Origin of the sequence: Pedobacter foliorum, assembly GCF_013266735.1 — a bacterium.
Taxonomy (GTDB): Bacteria; Bacteroidota; Bacteroidia; order Sphingobacteriales; family Sphingobacteriaceae; genus Pedobacter; species Pedobacter foliorum.
In genome coordinates, this window is record NZ_JABSNU010000002.1 from 327,743 (window position 1) to 345,782 (window position 18,040).

Annotated in this window: 11 protein-coding genes; 9 read left to right on the forward strand and 2 right to left on the reverse strand. The window is 37.0% G+C overall.

Annotation, left to right across the window (positions count from 1 at the left end; all coding sequences use genetic code 11):
- The first annotated feature begins 109 nt into the window (after positions 1-109).
- Together HQN83_RS05210 and HQN83_RS05215 are read left to right on the forward strand one after the other, a co-directional pair.
- Entirely contained in the window at positions 110-775 is a 666-nt protein-coding gene (locus tag HQN83_RS05210) for a FadR/GntR family transcriptional regulator (RefSeq protein ID WP_173089278.1), read from the forward strand.
- Positions 776-814: 39 nt separating this feature from the next.
- The gene (locus tag HQN83_RS05215) at positions 815-2,047 is read left to right on the forward strand and encodes an MFS transporter (RefSeq protein ID WP_173089279.1); all 1,233 of its coding nucleotides are present in this window, start codon (positions 815-817) and stop codon (positions 2,045-2,047) included.
- Between the two features lie 202 nt (positions 2,048-2,249).
- Here HQN83_RS05215 and HQN83_RS05220 read toward each other — a convergent pair whose 3' ends face one another.
- Positions 2,250-3,827, reverse strand: a complete 1,578-nt coding sequence (locus tag HQN83_RS05220) for a SusD/RagB family nutrient-binding outer membrane lipoprotein (RefSeq protein ID WP_173089280.1) — start codon at positions 3,825-3,827, stop codon at positions 2,250-2,252.
- A gap of 12 nt (positions 3,828-3,839) precedes the next feature.
- On the reverse strand, positions 3,840-7,001 hold the full coding sequence (locus HQN83_RS05225; RefSeq protein ID WP_217277332.1) for a SusC/RagA family TonB-linked outer membrane protein: 3,162 nt from the start codon (positions 6,999-7,001) through the stop codon (positions 3,840-3,842).
- A 240-nt stretch (positions 7,002-7,241) separates the two neighbouring features.
- Here HQN83_RS05225 and HQN83_RS05230 point away from each other — a divergent pair, with 240 nt between their 5' ends.
- The 7 genes from HQN83_RS05230 (at position 7,242) to HQN83_RS05260 (ending at position 18,036) form a co-directional block, all read left to right on the forward strand.
- Complete coding sequence (locus HQN83_RS05230) at positions 7,242-7,910, forward strand: RNA polymerase sigma-70 factor (protein ID WP_173089281.1); 669 nt, start codon at positions 7,242-7,244, stop codon at positions 7,908-7,910.
- A gap of 41 nt (positions 7,911-7,951) precedes the next feature.
- Entirely contained in the window at positions 7,952-8,989 is a 1,038-nt protein-coding gene (locus tag HQN83_RS05235) for a FecR family protein (RefSeq protein WP_173089282.1), read from the forward strand.
- A gap of 86 nt (positions 8,990-9,075) precedes the next feature.
- A complete protein-coding gene (locus HQN83_RS05240; protein WP_173089283.1) occupies positions 9,076-12,138 on the forward strand; it encodes a SusC/RagA family TonB-linked outer membrane protein in 3,063 nt (1,020 codons plus the stop codon).
- A 9-nt stretch (positions 12,139-12,147) separates the two neighbouring features.
- On the forward strand, positions 12,148-13,746 hold the full coding sequence (locus tag HQN83_RS05245; RefSeq protein ID WP_173089284.1) for a SusD/RagB family nutrient-binding outer membrane lipoprotein: 1,599 nt from the start codon (positions 12,148-12,150) through the stop codon (positions 13,744-13,746).
- A 223-nt stretch (positions 13,747-13,969) separates the two neighbouring features.
- Complete coding sequence (locus HQN83_RS05250) at positions 13,970-16,132, forward strand: alpha-N-acetylglucosaminidase (protein WP_173089285.1); 2,163 nt, start codon at positions 13,970-13,972, stop codon at positions 16,130-16,132.
- A 99-nt stretch (positions 16,133-16,231) separates the two neighbouring features.
- A complete protein-coding gene (gene mqnE / locus HQN83_RS05255) occupies positions 16,232-17,425 on the forward strand; it encodes an aminofutalosine synthase MqnE (RefSeq protein WP_173089286.1) in 1,194 nt (397 codons plus the stop codon).
- Positions 17,425-18,036, forward strand: coding sequence for a histidine phosphatase family protein (locus tag HQN83_RS05260; protein WP_173089287.1), 612 nt, complete (start codon positions 17,425-17,427; stop codon positions 18,034-18,036). The genes mqnE and HQN83_RS05260 overlap by 1 nt, the downstream gene beginning before the upstream one ends.
- Positions 18,037-18,040 lie beyond the last annotated feature (4 nt).

The window sequence follows — 18,040 nt, forward strand, 5'->3', positions numbered from 1 at the left end:
GTTTAGGAGAAAGGGTTCAATTAGATTTGAACCCTTTTTTTGTGGTTTTATTTGCGAATTGAGTTTTAATCTTTACATTTGAATTAATCTGATGATATGATGAATTAGCATGAAGAATCTTATACAAAAAAAGTCTTTGGCGGATGAAGTGGCCTCGCGATTAAGTGAGCAGATATCTCTTGGTCAGTACAAAGTGAATGAACAGTTACCGATAGAACCGGAGTTGATGAAAAACTTTGGAGTTGGACGTTCAACCATAAGGGAAGCTATTAAGATATTAGCAAATTCAGGGTTACTTAGAGTGCAACAGGGAATTGGAACCTTTGTGGATCAAGCTATAGCAAACAGGGAGCCTATGGAGCTAAGGTTGAAAAGGGCTAATGTTAAGGACCTGGATGAGGTTAGACAATTACTTGAAATGAAAATTGCAGAGCTGGCAGCACATAACCGAACTGAAAGTGATATCATAGCTATAAGAGCTCACCTGGGAAACAGAAAAAGGGCTGCTAAGGCTGGATTAATTGATGAATGTATAGAAGCTGATGTTCAGTTTCACATAGCAATAGCTCTTGCATCAAAGAACGAAATACTGGCAGATTTATATAAATCGGCCTCCATCCACTTAAAAAACTGGTTTCTTCAAACACATCCGGATGTTAAAGTATTTGAAGAAACTTATATATATCATGAGCAACTGCTAAAAAGTATTATTGCAGGAGATGCTAAGAAAGCATGGACCATTGCAGCAAAAATATTAGGACACGTATCTCAGTAAAAATTTATAACAAAACATCAGATGATCTGATCTAAAACAATGGAAAAAACATCTTTTACAAATACAGCCGTTATTGATTCAAAAAAGATTGCTCAACAAACGGTTTTCTCTATTTTATTTACCATAAGCTTTACTCACTTACTTAATGATATGCTTCAGGCTGTAATTCCTGCTGTATATCCCGTAATGAAAGAAAAGTTTAATCTTACATTTACCCAAATCGGTCTCATTACTTTAACTTATCAGTTAACGGCATCAATACTTCAACCATTTATCGGATTTTACACCGATAAAAAACCGCGTCCGTATTCTCTTGCAATAGCAATGGGATTTACATTATTGGGCCTCATTGCGGTATCTTTTGCATCTAGTTTTGTTAATATTCTTTTGGCAGTAAGTTTAATAGGAGTGGGCTCTTCAATATTTCATCCAGAGTCATCCCGCGTTGCACATTTAGCTTCAGGTGGAAAAAAGGGATTGGCACAGTCTATTTTTCAGCTGGGGGGTAATGCAGGAAGTGCTATAGGTCCGCTTTTGGCAGCGATTATAGTTGTCCCTTATGGTCAATTTTATATGATATGGTTCTCATTAGCTGCAATTTTAGGTATTGTAGTCTTATCGAGAGTTGCAAAATGGTATCAGGAACAATTGGAATTAAAAGCATTAAATAAAAGTGTTGTTAAAGAAGAAGTACATCATCATTTATCCAAAAATCGTGTGGTGATTTCCCTTGGTATTTTATTGGTTCTTATCTTTTCGAAATACTTTTATATGGCTAGTATGACTAGTTATTACACATTCTACCTAATGGATAAATTCAATGTGTCGGTGCAACAGTCTCAAGTCTACCTATTTGCTTTTTTAGGGGCTGTTGCTGCCGGCACATTAATTGGCGGCCCATTGGGTGATAGATTTGGTCGCAAATATATTATCTGGATATCGATCCTTGGTGCTGCACCATTTACTTTATTGTTGCCTTATGTTTCGCTTTTCTGGACAGGTGCTTTATCTGTTGTTATAGGGCTTATAATTTCTTCAGCATTTTCTGCAATATTGGTATATGCTACTGAACTTGTACCAGGAAAAGTAGGAATGATTGCCGGTTTATTCTTTGGCTTTGCTTTCGGAATGGGAGGCCTAGGTTCCGCTATCCTTGGCAAACTTGCAGATCAAACCAGTATTGAATACGTGTTTAAAATTTGTGCTTTCCTTCCATTAATCGGAATTTTTACTGCATTTCTACCAAACATAGAAGGCCGTAAAAGAAAATAATATTCGCGCTCCATTGTACTCCTATATTTATTAAACTATTAATGAAATGGGAGTACTTTTTAGGTTCTATTTACAATTGAGCGAAAAAAGGCGGTTGGTAATTGGCCATGCTATAAAGATGGCCAAATTAGCCTGTTATGTGTGTTAGTTTACAAAAATGGCCGCCATAAGGCAGCCATTTAGGACTATTATTGCGAAAAGTTTAGAAATTACCTGGCGTGGTAGTATCCCACCATAAGCGTGATGCAATATCGTCTTTACCGGAGCTTAAAAAAGTCGCAGCTTCGGCAACAGCAGCAGTATTACCTGTTCTTTCTGCTGGCACAAATACTAGTCGCTTTATCCATTGATCGGCTGTTATTACACCCCAATCCGGACTACTGTCATTTTTAGCAACATGTGGAATTTTAGGGTAGCCTGTCCTTCTAAAATCTACCCATGCTTCTAAAGTATTGGTAAAAGTAGCTAAGTATTTTTGTGTGATAATTTTTTCCAGTTTCAGTTCATTAGAGTCACCAGCATCCCAGGCTATTGTAATGGTAGAAAGTGCTGTGAAATTATTTTTACTGTCTTTTGGGTCAATATAGTTGATTGGTTTACTTGTTGCATCAGTCAAGTAAGCATCAACACCTGCGGCTCCCCAGTCGGCAAAAGAAAGGCGGACTCCATTTTCATAGTTTGTTTTAGCATCTCCTGCGTTTGCCCATCCTCTTAATGCTGCTTCGGCTTTCAAAAAAGCTATTTCCGATGCAGTAAACCCTCTTCTGTTTTGTACTGATTTGAAATCTGTACTCACTGTAGAATAGGAAACTCTGTCATCTTTGGCATTTATGAAAGCGCCGCTGCGAATACCTTTATATTTGTATGCAGGATGGTCAGTAACTAAACTGGCATCACTTACTTCAGCAAAATATTTGTTCATACGTCCGTCTTTTAAACCCACCATAAAAGACTCCATGGTTGCACCCATACGGGTATCGTTCCAGTCAAAAGAAATCATCGAAACAGGCATTACCTCTCCATTTAACGAAATAAGGAAATTCTCGGCATTAGTACTAATTAATCCAACTGGGTCGGCCAGAGCTTTTTCTCCTTGTGTTTGAGCAACTGTAGGGCTAACCTTAACCAAACGCATGGCCAAACGGAAACGTACCGAATTAAGTAATTTTAACCAAGAAGCGACGTTGCCTTTATAGCTTGGATCGAATTTGGTAAATCCGGTGTACGAAGTGTTGGCTTTGAAATTTGTTTCAATCTCATCTAACTGCGTGAACAGATTGTTATATAGATCCGACTCCTTGTCGTATTTGATCGAACCTAAGCCAGCCGTACCATAGTTCGAATAGATCACGGGACCATAGATGGCCGTTAATTTCGAGATAGCCAATATCCTAACCAGTTTTGCCCAATCAGCGAATAATGGTAGTTTTTTTTCTTCGGCAAGCTGTATTACCTGTTTTGATGGAGACATTACACTTCCATATATGCGATTCCAATATGCATCAATCCAGCGCAGGTAATAAGTAGTATTGTTTACCCCTGCAACATAAGGAGTTGGAGAACCCATATATCCCATCCAGTTATCATAGCACAGATCTTCTTCAATTTGATGGCCCATCAGATTAAACAACATAACTGAGAAGGAAGATCCAACCAGATTAAAATCCTGCTCTAACATTTTATCTGTTATCTGATTTGGATTTGTATTTATCTCTTCGAAATTCTTGGTGCAGGAGTTGAGTACGATCAAAGCAAGCACCATTAAACATATTTTTTTCATTATTTTAAGACATTAAAAGTTTAACTTAAGATTTAGCCCGTAAGAACGTGTACCAGGTATAGCAAAAATATCATTAGCCTGCATGCTATTGTTGGTACTCATCGCCTGCTCCGGATCGAAAGGTGATTTTTTATAGAAGAAAAACAGGTTACGCCCGATTAGCGAAATAGAAGCTGATTTTATAGCTGTACCCTTAATTGGCAAATTATAAGCTAAAGATACCTGTGCCAAACGGACATTGGTGCGGGAAAATACATAAGGCTCCATAATCCCATTTCTATCACCAATTGTTGAATAGTACAGCGCAGGATCAATTGAGCTTTGAGGGGTAGTGCCCTTTACGGCATTAATTGGAATACTTCCTGCATCTCGTGCTTCGCCAGTTCTTTTACTTACTCCGTAAGAATCCAGGAAAGCCTCAGTTTTAGAGAAAGCAACACCTCCGAACTTAGCTGTTACCAGAGCACTTAAACTTAAGTTTTTATATGTAAATGTGTTATTCCAACCGGCTATAAAATTTGGATTTAAATTTCCAACATATTCCTGTGTAGCAGCCTTACTCGGTTTTCCAGCATCATCCAATATAATCTGGCCTGAAGCATTGCGTGCAAATTTGAAAATGTATAAGTCGTTAAAAGAACCACCAGCTTTGATTATTGAATTAAAACCTTCGCTATCGCTACCTACCTGATAACCGGGGTTATCGGCAATCAACTCTACAATCTTGTTCTTATTCTGCGATAGGTTAACAGATGTGTTCCACTGGAAGTTTTCGTTTCTTATTGGGTCACCACCTAGTGTCAACTCAAAACCCTGGTTGGTAACCTTACCCGCATTCACGTAGTAAAAGGTGTAACCTGAACCCGAGGGAGCTGGCAAAGATAAAAATTGGTTGGTACTTGTATTTTTATAATAGGTAAAATCAAGAGTTAATCTATCGTTTAGAAGACGACTTTCCAGGCCAATCTCATTACTGGTTATTTTTTCAGGTACCAATGTCGCAAAAGGTGTCTGTGTATTTCTGGTAATTCCACCTATGCCGTTCGGTCCACCTGCACCACCGATAACATTACCCGGGTTTACGATATTATAGGGTACCTCATTTCCGACCTGCGAGGTCGATGCCCTTAGTTTTAAGAAATTGATTTCTTTGGGCATGGTTACCATCTGACTGATTATGGCAGACATCCCCGCGGAATAATAAAAATAAGAATCGTTTCCGGTCGTTGCCAAAGTAGACGCATAGTCGTTACGCCCTGCCAGATCTACATAGATCATATCTTTGAACCCTAGAGAGGCATTGGCAAATAAGCCCTGTTTCTGAACTCTGCTATAGGTCTGATTGATAACCAGATTATAAGGTAGGTTTGCAAAACTGAAAAAGTTCGGGTACTGGAGCGGTGTTGTGCCGTTGGCAAAAGTCATCCCATCATTAAACGTGTAATCCTGGATACTTCCCCCCAATACGCTGTTCAAACTGAATTTACCAAAAGTGTTGTCATAGCTTAAAATGGCATCACCATATAAGGCCTTGTCATTATACTTGGCGTAATTCCATGTTCCGTTAGAACTTACACTTACCGAGTTGCCCCCTGCAGCATAACGATAGTCTAATAATCTGTCATTATAATCAATGTTCCCACGTACATCAAATTTAAAATGTGGTAAAAATGCGTATGAAGCTTTTGCTGAAGCAATTACTCTGTTACTAGTAGAAAGTTTTGGGTCATTATGTAATTCCCAATACGGGTTGTTTTGTTTTTCTTCAGTAGAATACCAGTTTTGTTTATACAGATTTCGTTCAGTATTAAAAACCTGATAATTGGTTTTGTAATCATTAAAATCTCTTTCGCGAGCAAATAAATATAATCCCGTTAACGGATTATTGTAATAACCGGCTCCAGGGCGATTTTTTGACTTTTCATTAGAGAACCTTACATTTCCACTCAAAGTCAGTTTATCATCAAATATTTTTGTCTCCTGACTAAAGGTAACATTATGCTTATTGTAAGTGCTGGTTGGTACAATGCCCGATGCATTATTATTTCCATACGAGAAATAAGTAGTTGTTCTTTCATTCCCACCTGATATTGAAAGTGAATTAATAGTATTTACACCGGTTTGAAAAAAATCATTAATGTAATTACGTTGGTAATCTCCTTTTGTTTTGGACCAACTGTAATCGCTACCACCTATTGCACCATAATCAAATTGAAATTCAGGTAATGTAGCAGCATTGCTGAAATTTATCGTAGAATTTAAAGCGATAGCAATTTTGCCGGCCTGACCTTTCTTAGTGTTGATTAAAATTACGCCATTAGCTCCCTGGCTACCATATAAAATAGCTCCATTGGCACCCCTTAAAATAGTTACTGACTCAAAATCGTCTTGATTTAGTGCAGAAAGACCATCTCCGCCATCCGTTCCACCATAAGACCCCGGCTGCCCACCTTTGTTATTTACTACAGGCACCCCATCAATTACAAAAAGCGCTTCGCTACTTCCAGCAATTGATTTTGAGCCTCTTAATACCGTTTTTGTTGAACCTCCAACACCGGAATTACTGATGCCAATATCAACACCAGCAGCTTTACCACTTAAAGCCTCCATGAAATTGGGACTTCCGGCTTTAGTAAGTTCTGCGCCTACAAGTTGCTGTGCAGCGAAGGTCAACGCTCTTTTCTCACGTTTAACACCTAAAGCGGTAACTACTACCTCTGTTAGATTTGCGTTACCGGAAGGTTTTAATGTTATAGTTACGGTGGTTAAATTGCTGATATCTACTTCCTGAGATTCCATGCCAATATAGGAAACTACTAGTATGGAGGCATTATCAGGAACATTTAACATAAACTTACCGTCACTACCGGTAACCGTTTTAGCCTTGGTACCTTTTGCAGCAATGGTTGCACCAGGAAGTGGTAATCCGGTATCATCAATTACTAATCCGGTTACAGTCTTAGCAACTGTCTCACTTACATTAATCGGATGTTTTACCACCTTGGAGAGATTTGGGAATAGGCTTTTGTTTACTACAATACCCTCAGCTTTAGCGGTATTCTGTAAGCCAAGCGCAGCAACTGCTACGAGTGCTAGCTTCCGCAAGCCTCTGGTTGTGCTAGAAAATGTGATTTCTAGGGCACTGGTTGTGGAATGAACTTTCCTCATTTTCATACATTTGTTTAGTTTAGTTTAATAATATTCATTAATACAGTCCATTATTTACAAATGGTTAATTGTAAATGAGCTTGGTTAGCGAATTCTTTGATGTCTCAAAGCAATTGACAGCACACAATGATCCGTATTTAGAGAAGAGACCTATTTCAGAAAGAAATTGCCTACAGAGAATTCATTTTTTTTGAAATTATTTTTAATCGCTACATTGCAGTGGAAAAAAATGAATCTATTTAGCAATTGAAAACAGTAAAGCCCGACTTATCCAGTCTGTGGATCAGAATGTCTGTTGAAGACGATGTTAAATCCTTTGAGGCTTTATACTATGCGCTATTCAATAAACTTTTTAAATTTTGTTGTTACTATGTAACTCAAAAGGAGATTGCTGAAGATATCATTTCAGAAATATTTGTAAAGTGCTGGGAAAACAGAAAAGTAAACCTGCATGTAATCAACCCTGAAACATATCTGTTTGTTGCGGTAAGAAATCAATCATTAAAACATCTTAAAAAATATTCAGGGATTCGCATAACTGAGTTAGAATTGTCGGGCGAGTATCCATTCTCGGACAATAGTAATCCAGAGAAAGAGCTGGAACGAAAAGAGTTACATGTTGAATTAGATAGTGCAATTGAAAAACTTCCATTGCAGGCAAAAATGGTTTTTAGGTTGATTAAAGAAAATGGAATGAGATATAAAGAAGTTGCTGAAATTCTAAATATATCTCCAAGAACAGTGCAAACACAGCTTTTTAGAGCTATTGATAAACTAAGGGTTACACTTTTCGCATATAAAGAAGGTAAGGATCAAAGTGGCAACAATGACAAACTTATTAGTGGAAAAATTATAAGTCTTATTTTTTTAATAAGCATAACAAACTATTTTTTAGAGTATTGTAGGCATTTTTAATTAAAAACAGTACTATAATAATAACACAACAAAAAACACAAATGACTGATCAAAGATTTACGGAGTTACTGGGCAAAAGATTAGCTGGTGAAATTTCACCAAAAGAGCTTATTGAGCTTAAAGAACTACTTTCAAAAAGTACCGTTCATAGAAATGAGTACGAAAATCTAACCGGTTATTTTAATGACGAAAAATCAGGTACTAACAATATTGATTCAGTTTTTGAAAAGATTAAACAACAAATAGCTGTTCCGGAGCCTAAGCCTGTTCAAAATATTGAAAGGCCTGTAAGAAGAGAATTTATTAACTGGTACCGAATTGCGGCTGTTATTGCCTTTTGTATCTGTTCTTTTGCTGTATATTATTTTTTTCCAGATAATTCAGCCGGGAAAAACGATATTACTGAATGGAAAGTTTTGCAAACCCCGAGTGGGGATAAATCAAAAATTATACTTGAAGATGGTACTCAGGTAAACTTAAATTCTAAAACTCAATTGAAATATCCAGCGTCTTTTAGCAGAAAAAACAGGGAAGTACATTTGAATGGCGAAGCTTTTTTTGATGTTAAGAAAGACTCTGAACACCCTTTTATTATTCATACGAAACATATGAGTATAAGGGTATTGGGAACTGCTTTTGATGTAAAAGTTTATGAGGATGATTCATTTATTGAGACAACTTTGGTAAGAGGGCTTATTCAGATCACATTGAATAACAAACCTGCTGAAAAGATCATATTAAAACCAAACCAGAAGTTTACCCTTGCTGACAAAAACAATGTTAATTATACAATAGTTCCTTTGACTTATTATAATTCAAGAGATAGCAGCAGCAACAGCATAATGGAAATCTCCTGGTTAAATGATAGGTTAGTATTCAAGAATCAAACATTCGTTTCTATTGCCCGAGAAGCTGAAAGAAAATATGGCGTAGAGATAAGATTTAAGGATGAGAAAAAGAAAGATTATACTTTCACGGGAAAGTTTGAGAAAGAAAGCATCGATGAGCTATTAAATGCTTTGAGATATATAGAAAATTTCAGCTATAAAAAAGAGGGGAATATTATATATATTTATTAAAATCCCTCTAACCAATTTACCATCAAGACCCGAGTACGAAGCTTATGATGAAGACGATGCGGCACGTATTGATTTTCTGCTTCCTTATGATAGCAATTAATGTCCATTCGCAAACGAAAGTGACATTAAAGCTCGAATCGGCAAGTTTTGATCAAGTTATTAATGAGATACAAAATCAGACCTTTTATCGATTTGTATTTAGTGAACGTAAAATTCCTGATAAGAAAATTACCATCAATGTTAAGAATGAGGAGACCTTTAAAGTACTAGACCAGATTCTTACAAGCACCAATTACAACTATAAATTTCTTTCCAAGAATCTTATTGTTATAAAACTGAGATCGGCTGAAGATAAGGATGTTGATTCAGTAAAGATGCTGGATGAAGTTATAGTAACAGCCTTAAATATTAAAAAAGAGAACAGAAAAATAGGTTATTCAGTATCAACTGTTGATGGCTCTTTATTAACAAAGGCAAGGGAATCGAACCTTGCCATGGCATTAGAAGGACTGGTAGCAGGCCTAAATGTTAGTGGTGTGAATGGAGGGCCAGGCTCGTCTGCCAGAATACTGCTAAGAGGTGCGGCAAGTAAGGATGCAGGGCCTCCTCTTTTTATTATTAATGGGATACCTATAGATAATACTCAGCGTGGAAGTGCAAATGAATATGGAGGTGTAGATTATGGGGATGGAATTAGTAACATCAATCCTGATGATGTAGAGACTATTACTGTATTAAAAGGATCTTCGGCTTCTGCTTTATATGGTGCACGTGCTGCAAATGGTGTGATCATAATTACAATTAAAAGTGGAAAAAAGAAATCGGGTAATTCTGTTGAATACAATTCCAATTTCTCATTTGACAATCCTGTAAATAATACTGATTATCAATACATATATGGTCAGGGCACTCAAAACTTAAGACCACAAAACATTGCAGGAGCAATTGCAACCGGTATACTTAGTTGGGGAGAAAAGATGGATGGACAGCCAAGCGTACAAATTAATGGAGAAAATCGTCCATATTTACCGGTAAAAGACAATATTAAAAGATTCTATAGAACGGCGCCAGCTTTTACAAATACCATTTCTCTAAATGGCGGATCGAATAAAAGCAGCTATCACGCATCAGCTTCAATTCTTGATTATCAATCTATTTTAAGAAATAGCGATCTGAACAGAAAAACCTCAAACATATTTGCCTCATATGACTTAACGAAAAAACTCACACTCACTTTAAATGGCAATTACATTTATGAGCGGGGCAAAAACAGATCGTACCTTAGCGATGGTCCTATTAATGCAAACTATGGTATCAACGCCATAGCAACAAGTGCAGATCAGGCCTTGTTAGCCCCGGGATATGATGTAAATACGGGAGCTGAAACCAGGTGGAACGCGGATGAGTATAAAACTAATCCATATTTCACCATCAATAAAAAAGAAGACAATGCTACACGCGACAGGTTAATATCCTCAGCGCTTATCAAATACGATTTAAGCAACAGGCTTTTTATACAGGGAAGATTTGGTTATGACATCAGTAACGACCATGTTATAAGTATTGTACCAACAGGAACGGCTTTTTCTATAAATGGTCAGGGGGGGATAAATGCCTTAAATCAATCAAAAACATCAGAATTAAATACTGATATTCTTCTTTCAGGAAACAGAGACATTACTAAAGACCTGAACATAGATATATCTGCAGGGGCAAGCTTTCGCAATAGAAGAACAAAATCTAATGAATTAACAGGTACCCAATTTATCATACCCTATTTGTATACAGTTGATAATCTATCGGCTGTTAGCAGCAAAGATGCACTTTCAAGAATTGTTACTCAGTCGGCATACTATACAGTTGACTTTGATTTCAAAAAATACCTTACTATATCATCTACCGGACGATACGATGTATATTCTACACTTCCCAGCAATAACAGAGGGATTTTTGTTCCAAGTGTCTCAGGAAGCTTTATATTCTCTAACTTTTTGAAAGTAAAAGGTCTGGATTTTGGTAAAATAAGAGCAAGTTTTGCTCAAACAAGCGGAGAACCAGCAGTGCCTTATACTACGCAGATCTATTATTCTTCAGACAAATCTGTAAACGGTGTTCCTTTAGGGAATTTTTCAAGAGATTTACCAAACTACAATCTGAAACCATTCACCTTAAATGAATTTGAAACTGGTATTAATTTAAAACTTTTTGGCAACAAAATAGATCTTGATTTCACTTACTTCCGCAGGATTACCAATAAGGAAATTATTAATGCCGGACAATCTGTAGCTACAGGATTCACATCTGCCTATGTAAATTTAGGTAAAACCCGTAATACAGGTATTGAAACTTCTATACAAACCAATTTTGTAACCAATGAAAATTTTAGTTGGAAGGCAGGAATTAATGCCAGTCATATAAATAACTTATTGATATCAATAGATGGTATCAGTAGCTATGCATTTGGTGGCACTTATCGACCATTAAATGCAAATACTGCACTTGTTGTTGGCAAGTCGATTACTCAGATTATGGCTTATGATTACCAGCGTGACAAAAATGGAAACATTATTATTGGTTCAGATGGGGTTCCAAAGCGAGGAGATATGAAACCAATGGGTAGTATTCTACCATCTTACTATGGAGGGTTCAGTAATAACTTTCAATATAAAAGCTTCAGCTTAAGCTTTTTGATAGATTATAAATTTGGGAATAAAATCCTGTCGGCTACGGAAAATTACTCCTATGTTCTTGGTCTTAATAAGGCAACGCTTTATGGTCGTGAAACAGGTATTGTTGCTAACGGTGCGTATGAAAATGGAGAAACAAATACCACAAATGTTCCTGCCTACAACTATTACCCTGCATTGGCTACAAATATCTCTGCACTCTCTGTGTTAAATGGGAGTTTTATAAAATTAAGGCAAGTTGTGCTTGGCTACACATTCTCGTCCAAAATATTAAATAAAACGCCTTTTAAAAATGCATCAATTGATTTAATAGGAAGGAATCTATTAACTATCCTGAAGTATACTAAAAATATAGACCCAGAATCCCAGTTCTCTCCCAGTCTTGCTTATGCAGGAATAGAAGGAGCATCATTACCCGCAACAAGAACTTTTGGTATAAATCTAAATCTGAAGTTTAAATAACTGTACGCTATGAAAAAAGCAATTATTCTTCCATTGATTTTAATTATGATAATTATTTTTAGCTGCAGTAAAGAACAGTTGGATAAAATAAATAATGATCCAACAAAATCTAATGCTTCAAGTTATGATCCCAATAACCTACTTTCAACAGCACAGTTAAAATTCGCAAATAAAGGTTATTATCAGTTGCTTTATCAAAGCACAATGGTGCAGTTACTTGCATCTACTTATTACTACTATAATAACGGAGATAAATACCTAAATGTAGCGAGCTTTACTGATTATCAAGGAAGGATTTTTGAGGAGGGCTATGCAGAAGCCTCTACAATAAGAGAAATGCAGCGACTTGCAACTGAAAAAGATGCTGATAAATATTCAAACCTAATCAGTATTGGCGATATGATGTTTGTGTTAATTTTACAAAGAATAACCGATACTTATGGAGATATACCTTATAGTGAAGCTGCAAAAGCCAGGCAAGGGATTAAATACCCTTTGTATGATAAACAGGAAGATATCTACAACTCCATGTTATTAGATTTAGAAAAAGCCATTGCAAATTTGAACCCTGAAAAGCCCAGGCCAACCGCCGATCTGCTTTACAACGGAGACATTAATAAATGGAAAAAGTTTGGCTATGCTTTAATGATACGGGTGGCAATGAGATTAAGTAAAGTTCGACCAGATATCGCTCGGCTATGGGTTGAAAAAGCCGCGGCTCATGCTTTTTCTGATGCAAACGACAATGCAATTCTCATGACGGATGCTGCTAGCTCAGGTAGCCAAAATAGCACTTCAGCTGCATTACGTGTGTTTTCAGATTATATTGAAGTAAAATGGAGCAAAACCTTAATTGATTACCTAAGAGATACCGGAGATCCAAGATTGGGGGTAATAGCTGAGATTCCTCAGGATGGTCTTGCAAAAAATATAAACCAAACATTTTCAGGAAATACAGATGCATCAGCTCAAATCGGGCTACCCAATGGATATGATTTGCTTGGAGGAAATACGGATATTAGTAAACATCCATTGTATCCCGGGGGAACAGGTTCAGGTGCTGATTTTGCTCCACTAGGTAAATATTCAAGACCAAGAACCTCTGTGTACTTGAAACTTGGAGGACCGATTTTTATCATAACATATGCCGAAACAGAATTTTTACTATCTGAGGCAAAGCTGAAGGGTTGGAATGTTTCCGGCACTGCGGCTCAACATTATTCAAATGGTCTTAGAGGCGCATTACAATCAATGGAGCAGCAAGATGTACAGGCTGAAATTGCCCCTGAAATCATTAACGCCTATGTAAATGAGCATCCGCTAAACCAATCTGATCTGGAAATAGCCCTTGATCAAATTAATACCCAGTATTGGGTGGCTACAGGCACCAACTTTAATTTTATTGAATCGTGGTTAAATTGGAAAAGATCAGACTACCCTAAATTGATACCTGTTAAGTATATCGGTAATGTAACTAACGGAACCATCCCCAGAAGAATGATATACCTATCATCTGAAGCTTTGAATAATCCTGAGAACTACAAAGCTGCAGTTACTAGATTAAATGGTGGTGATGCCCTAACATCAAGGGTGTGGTGGGATAAGTAAAAATCAGGTGTCCAAAAAGTAGGGATCGCTATTCTGAAATAAATTCAGAATAGCGATCGGCAGAATCAAATGGTAATTAAACCTTTTTGGACATCTTCTTTTAGGTTAAGATAAGTTTAAAAATATTTGTAAGCACATAATTTGCTTGGTTTTACTAAATTTATCCCATCTAAACCTCATGTTTTGCTTTTTAGTAAAGTATGATACTTTTTAAGCTATATAAATGAATCATTTCTCTTTAAAAACAAAGTCTTTTTTAGTTGCCTTACTTACAATAGGCTCGTTCTTTTCACTAAAAGCCCAAACTTATCAGTCGGTTAAACAAATTGCCGAGAGAAGAGTGCCATGGTTAGCTTCATCTTTGTCATTTAGTATAATCCCGTCCGACAATTGGAATGAAGTCTTCGAGCTTTCCATGCGAAACAATAAAATACATATTGGAGCATCAAGCTCCAGTGCAGCATCATCTGCTTTAAATTGGTACTTAAAATACTATTGTAATCGAAGTATGTCTCATTTTGGAGATAATCTTTCGTCGGTAACAAAGCTTCCTGTAATTAAGCAGAAAATAAGAATTGTTTCGCCGTATCCAGTTCGCTATGCATTAAACTACTGTACCATAAATTACTCGATGAGTTTTTATAAATGGGAAGACTGGGAAAGAGAGCTGGATTGGATGGCTTTAAATGGAGTAAATTTGATGTTGGCCCCAGTTGGTATGGAGGCGGTATGGCAAAATACTTTAAGAAAGCTGGGTTATTCAGAGAAGGAAACGCTTGATTTTATTGCAGGACCTGCCTTTAGCGCATGGTGGTTAATGGGGAATCTTGAAGGTTGGGGTGGTCCGGTTAGTCAAAATTTTATAGATCAGCAGGCAAAGCTTCAACAGAAAATCCTTAAAAGGATGAAAGAGCTTGAAATAGAACCCTTAATGCATGGTTTTTATGGAATGATACCAACTTCCTTAAAAACTAAAATGGACATCAAAGTAATTGAGCAAGGTAAATGGGCTGGCGGCTTTCAGCGCCCCGACTTTCTTTTAACTGAAGATCCTGCTTTTTCGAAGCTAGCAGATATTTACTACAATGAAATGAAGACATTGTATGGAAGAGAACTGCGTTATTTTGGTGGGGATCCTTTTCATGAGGGAGGCAGTTCAAAAGGAACTGATGTAACTACATCGGCCGCAGCAATACAAAAAGTAATGCAGGATAATTTTCCGGGTAGTACCTGGGTGTTGCAAGGCTGGCAGGAAAATCCTTCTCCTAAATTGCTAGACGGATTAAATAGAAAAAAAACACTTGTGATAGAGTTGTTTGGAGAAAATACCAACAACTGGGAAAAGCGTAAAGGTTATAATGGAACTCCTTTTGTTTGGAGCAACGTAAGTAATTTTGGTGAAAAGAATGGTCTGTATGGAAAACTTCAACGATTTGCTGATGAGGTTTACCGCGCTAAAAACAGTCAATACGGAACCTTTTTAAAAGGCGTTGGAATTATACCTGAAGGTATTTACAATAATCCGGTTACGTTTGACCTGATGCTTGAGCTTGGATGGCATAAGGAGCGTGTAGATGTTAAGCAATGGATTAAAAAATATCAGGCTTTCCGTTATGGAAAAACCACACCGACATTAGAGAAAGCTTGGCAATTGTTATTGGAAACAGCTTATAGCAGCCCTGATATTTATCAGGAAGGACCTTCTGAATCGATATTCTGTGCCAGACCAGGTATTGATATTAAAAGCGTTTCTTCGTGGGGAACTAGGAAAAGAAACTATGATCCGGCCAAGTTTAAAGAGGCCGTTAAACTTTTCGTAGCAGCGTCCAATGATTTTAAGGACAATGAAACATATCAGGTTGATAAAATAGACTTTGTAAGACAGTTGCAGGCTAATATTGGTGATGAGGTTTATCTGGAAATGACAGATGCCATTAAAGCTAAGGATGCAGTGAAATTTAAAAAAAGCAGTGATAAATTTCAGCAGTTGATTCTTCAACAAGATTCTTTATTGAGTTCATCAAAATATTTTTCATTAAATACATGGCTAAAGCAAGCCTTGAATTTTGGCAATACGGCTGAAGACAAAGCCAATGCTATAAAAAATGCTAAAATTCAAATCACCTACTGGGGGCCGGATTATAATGCGGCAACAGATCTTCATGAGTATGCTCATAAAGAGTGGAGCGGTTTGCTAGGTTCATTATATTTATCCCGCTGGAAAAAGTTCACAGAACAGGAACTGGCAAAAATGAGCGATCCGGAAGCTCCAATAGTCGACTACTTTAAAATGGATAAAGCGTGGACGGAGGACCAGGAAATGTATGCGCCTCAGCAACTGTCTGACAAGCAGCTAAATGATTTGATAAATAGAATTGTAAAGTAAAAATTGGTTAGCGCTCTTTACATAACCCTGACAGGTAATATCCCTTAAAAAGGGGTTATCTGTTGATTTTATCTTACTTTTGTTCATTATACGTTATAAATGGATACTACTTCAAAACTAGCTCTGATTTTAAACGATCCAGATCTTCCTGAGGCACTTAAATCAATTGCACAAAAGGTACAAAATCAAGAACGGATTACTTTTGACGAGGGTGTTTATCTTTATGAACATGCCGAATTGGGTTACCTAGGTACTTTGGCTAACTATATAAGAGAACAAAAGCACGGTGATAAGACTTATTTTAACCGTAACTTTCATTTAGAGCCGACTAACCTTTGTGTTTACGATTGTAAATTTTGTTCATATTCCCGCTTAATTAAACAGAAAGAAGAAGGCTGGGCATTAACAATGCAAGAGATGCTCGACGTTGTTAAAAAGTATGATGATGAACCTGTTACCGAAGTACACATTGTAGGAGGGGTTTTACCTCAATATGATGTTGCTTTTTATTCAGCTTTATTTACTGCAATAAAAAAACACCGCCCTGAACTTCATGTTAAAGCACTAACTCCTGTAGAATATCATTATATATTTAAGAAGGCTAAAATTGACTACGCCACTGGTATGAGGTTAATGAAAGAAGCCGGATTGGAGTCAATTCCTGGTGGAGGAGCAGAGATTTTTCATCCTGAAGTTAGAGACCTTATATCTAAAGATAAATGTACCGGCGAACAATGGTTGGCTATACACGAAGAATGGCATAAGTTAGGGATGCGTTCTAACGCAACGATGCTATACGGTCATATCGAAAAATATGAACATCGTGTAGATCATATGGAACAATTACGCCAATTGCAAGATAGGACAGGAGGCTTCCAAACTTTTATCCCACTAAAGTTCAGAAATCAGCACAATCAAATGAGTAACGTACCTGAGGTATCTGTAATTGAAGACCTGAGAAATTATGCAATTGCGCGTATTTACATGGATAACTTTGATCACATAAAAGCTTATTGGGCAATGATTAGCCGACAAACAGCTCAGCTTTCACTGAACTTTGGAGTAGATGACATAGATGGTACACTTGATGATACCACCAAAATTTACTCAATGGCCGGTGCAGAGGAGCAACATCCTGCAATGAGTACCCAAGATCTTGTAAATCTCATAAAACAGGTAAAACGCAAGCCGATAGAAAGAGATACTCTATATAATGTGGTAACAGATTATACCGATTTCGTTTTTGAGAATGAAGTGAAGCCTCAGTACTACAAATTACCTGTAATTAACTAATGGATAAGGAAATATACATCATCAGACATGGTGAAACGGAATTAAATAAATTAGGAATTGTACAAGGCCGGGGAATTAATAGCGATCTTAACGATACCGGAAGGAGTCAGGCCGCTGCTTTTTACGCAATGTATAAAGATGTGCCTTTTGAAAAAGTTTATACCTCAAAACTAAAGCGTACACATCAAACAGTTCAAGGGTTTATTGATGCTGGTACTCCATGGAAACAAGTGGCTGGTTTAGATGAGCTTGCATGGGGTAAATGGGAAGGTAAACCTAATGATGATAATGCAATGGCTGCATTTAAAGCGATTGTACAGGCATGGAATGATGGCGATTATGATGCTCATTTTGAAGGAGGAGAGAGTCCTAATCAAGTGTTGGTTAGGCTTAAAGAAGCGATGGATCTTATCAAATCCAGAAAAGATGAAAAGCTAATCTTAATTTGCATGCATGGCCGTGCAATGCGTTTATTGCTCTGTTTACTTATGAACAAGCCTTTGTCAGAAATGGGAGATTTTCCTCATCAAAATACTACACTTTATAAAGTTGAACTTACAGGCGATGAATTTAATATCATTGAGTTCAATAATACCGACCATTTAAAATAATTCC